Source organism: Secundilactobacillus silagincola (genome assembly GCF_002583405.1).
GTDB lineage: Bacteria > Bacillota > Bacilli > Lactobacillales > Lactobacillaceae > Secundilactobacillus > Secundilactobacillus silagincola.
This window is the reverse complement of record NZ_BCMJ01000082.1, coordinates 1-207: the sequence shown is the minus strand read 5'-3', so window position 1 is coordinate 207 and position 207 is coordinate 1. Positions and strand designations below refer to the sequence as shown.

1 rRNA gene is annotated in these 207 nt (G+C 47.8%); it reads right to left on the bottom strand.

The features are described from left to right. Positions 1-182: ribosomal RNA gene (locus CES82_RS12320) — 16S ribosomal RNA — on the bottom strand; the annotation flags it as partial. Between the last annotated feature and the right edge of the window lie 25 nt (positions 183-207).

Below are 207 nucleotides of genomic sequence, written 5' to 3'. Positions count from 1 at the left end.
ACCTGTTTCCAAGTGTTATCCCCTGCTTCCGGGCAGGTTACCCACGTGTTACTCACCAGTTCGCCACTCATCCAATGCTGAAAATCAGTGCAAGCACTTCAATTCAGCGCGATGCGTTCGACTTGCATGTATTAGGCACGCCGCCAGCGTTCGTCCTGAGCCAGGATCAAACTCTCAATTTATGATTGTTTGTGACTCATTAATATT